Origin of the sequence: Streptomyces sp. SolWspMP-5a-2, from assembly GCF_900091845.1 — a bacterium.
Lineage (GTDB): Bacteria > Actinomycetota > Actinomycetes > Streptomycetales > Streptomycetaceae > Streptomyces > Streptomyces doudnae.
In genome coordinates, this window is sequence record NZ_FMCI01000126.1 from 1 (window position 1) to 2133 (window position 2133).

Below are 2133 nucleotides of genomic sequence, written 5' to 3' on the forward strand. Positions count from 1 at the left end.
CTCCGGGCGTTCCCGGCTTCCGGGCGGTCCCCGGCCTCCGGACGCTCCCCGGCTTCCGGACGGTTTCCGGTCTCCGGGCGTTCCCCGGCTTCCGGGCGTTCCCCGGCTTCCGGGCGGTCCCCGGCCTCCGGACGGCCCCCGTCCCCGGTCGCCGCGTGCCCGTGAGGACCTCGCGCAGGCGGCCGTCGATGCCGAGGTCGTCCAGGGTCCTGCCGACGCACGCGGCGGGCAGGCCGAGGAGGTCCCTGCCGACCTCGTTGACGAGGGTCAGCCGGTGCTGCGGGTCCATCGCGACGACGCCCTCGGCGATCCCGTACAGCATCGCCTCGCGGTGTTCGGCGAGCCCGGCGATCTCCCGGGGCTCCAGGCCGAGCGTCTGCTTCTTCACCCGGCGGGCCAGCAGCCAGGAGCCGGCCAGCCCGAGGCCGCTGGCGACGCCGAGGTAGACCAGCAGGTACGAGGAGGCCCCGCCGAGCCGCTGCCAGACGGTCGGCGACGCCTCCCCGATCATGACGGTGCCCAGGGTGCGTCCCAGGTCGCCGCCGTCGCCCAGCACCGGCGCCTGCGCCACCAGCTCGGTGCCGCCGCCCCGCCGCAGCTCGCCCGACCAGCCGCGCCCGCCGGAGACCCCGGGGCCCGGCGGCAGCGGTCCGCCGACGGCCGACGGATCGGTCGAGCTGACGACGCGCCCATCGGCGTCGGCGATGGTGACGGAGGTGACCTCGGACTGGACCAGGGTGGAGTGCGTCAGTGGGGCGAGCGTCTCCTGCGGCGCGGGGCGCGTGAGCTGGGTGCGCACCAGGGGGTTGGCGGCGAGCTGTTCGGCGAGCGCCGCGACCCGCCTGCCCTCGACCCGGTCGAAGGTGGCCTCGGACTGCGCGAGGGAGACGGCCGCCACCGCCAGCAGCACCACCACGACGATGGCGAGCTGGAGCACCAGCATCTCGCCCGCGAGGGTGTGTCGACGGAACGTGGTGACCACAACGAACTCAATCTCTCCTGCTGACACAAACTGTGCGTCTCGTCCCGAGGGCCGCACAATCATGACGTCCCCACCGACGGCGGTGAAAGAGAGGTGCGCCATGAGATACCGCTCGCGCGTCCCTCGCCGCGCCGTGCTGCGCGGTGCCGCCGGCGCGCTGCCGCCGCTGCTCGCCGCCGGATGCGGACCGCCCGGTTCCGCTCTGCTGGGCTCCGGAGGGCGGGACGACGGGACCGGCGGCGGCCTGCGGATCATGGTCCCGAACGCGGCGGGCGGCGGGTACGACATCACCGCCAGGACCGTCGCCCGGGTCCTCCAGGAGACCGGGATCACCCCGGACGTGCAGGTCTTCAACCTGCCGGGGGCCGGGGCACGGTCGGCCTGCAACGCGTCGTCAACGAGCGCGGCAACGGCGGGCTGCTCCTCCAGATGGGCCTCGGCGTGGTCGGCGCCTCGCACGTGGCGCGCTCCCGGGCGACGGTGGCCTCGACCACCCCGATCGCGCGGCTGGCGGACGAGACCGGGGCGGTGGTGGTGCCGCGCGACTCGCCCCACCGCACGATCGGGGACCTGGTCGCCGCCTGGCGCGCAAACCCGGCACGCCTCACGGTCGGCGGCGGCTCCTCGCCCGGCGGCCCCGACCACCTGCTCCCCATGGAGCTGGCGCGGGCGGTCGGGATCAGCCCCCGGCGGGTCGACTACGCCGCCTACTCGGGCGGCGGCGGCGACCTGCTGCCCGCGCTCCTGGACGGTGACGTCGACTTCGCGGCGACCGGGTTCGGCGAGTTCCTCGACCAGGTCGACGCCGGTCAGCTGCGGGTCCTCGCGGTGACCGGCGCGGGACCGGTGGACGCGCTGCCCGGGGTGCCCACCCTGGCGGCGTCCGGCATCGACCTCGTCTTCAGCAACTGGCGCGGGATCGTCGCCCCGCCCGGGATCGACGACGCCGACCTGCGGCGCTGGACCGACGCGCTCACCGCGCTGCACGCCTCCCCGCCGTGGCGGGCGGCCCTGCGCAGGAACGGGTGGAGCGACGCGTTCGCGGTCGGGGACACCTTCCGCTCGTTCCTGGTCCGCCAGGACGCGGCCGTGGCCCGCCTCGTCGCGGACCTCGGCCTGAACTGACCCGCACGACCCCGGCCCGGCCCGCC

General features: G+C 75.9%; 2 pseudogenes. One reads left to right on the top strand and one right to left on the bottom strand.

What is annotated here, in order from left to right:
* Positions 1-982 (bottom strand): annotated as a pseudogene (locus GA0115242_RS12415) (ATPase); the annotation flags it as partial.
* Positions 983-1082: 100 nt separating this feature from the next.
* Between GA0115242_RS12415 and GA0115242_RS12420 the strand changes: the two are divergent.
* A pseudogene (locus tag GA0115242_RS12420) lies at positions 1083-2107 on the top strand (tripartite tricarboxylate transporter substrate binding protein).
* Positions 2108-2133 lie beyond the last annotated feature (26 nt).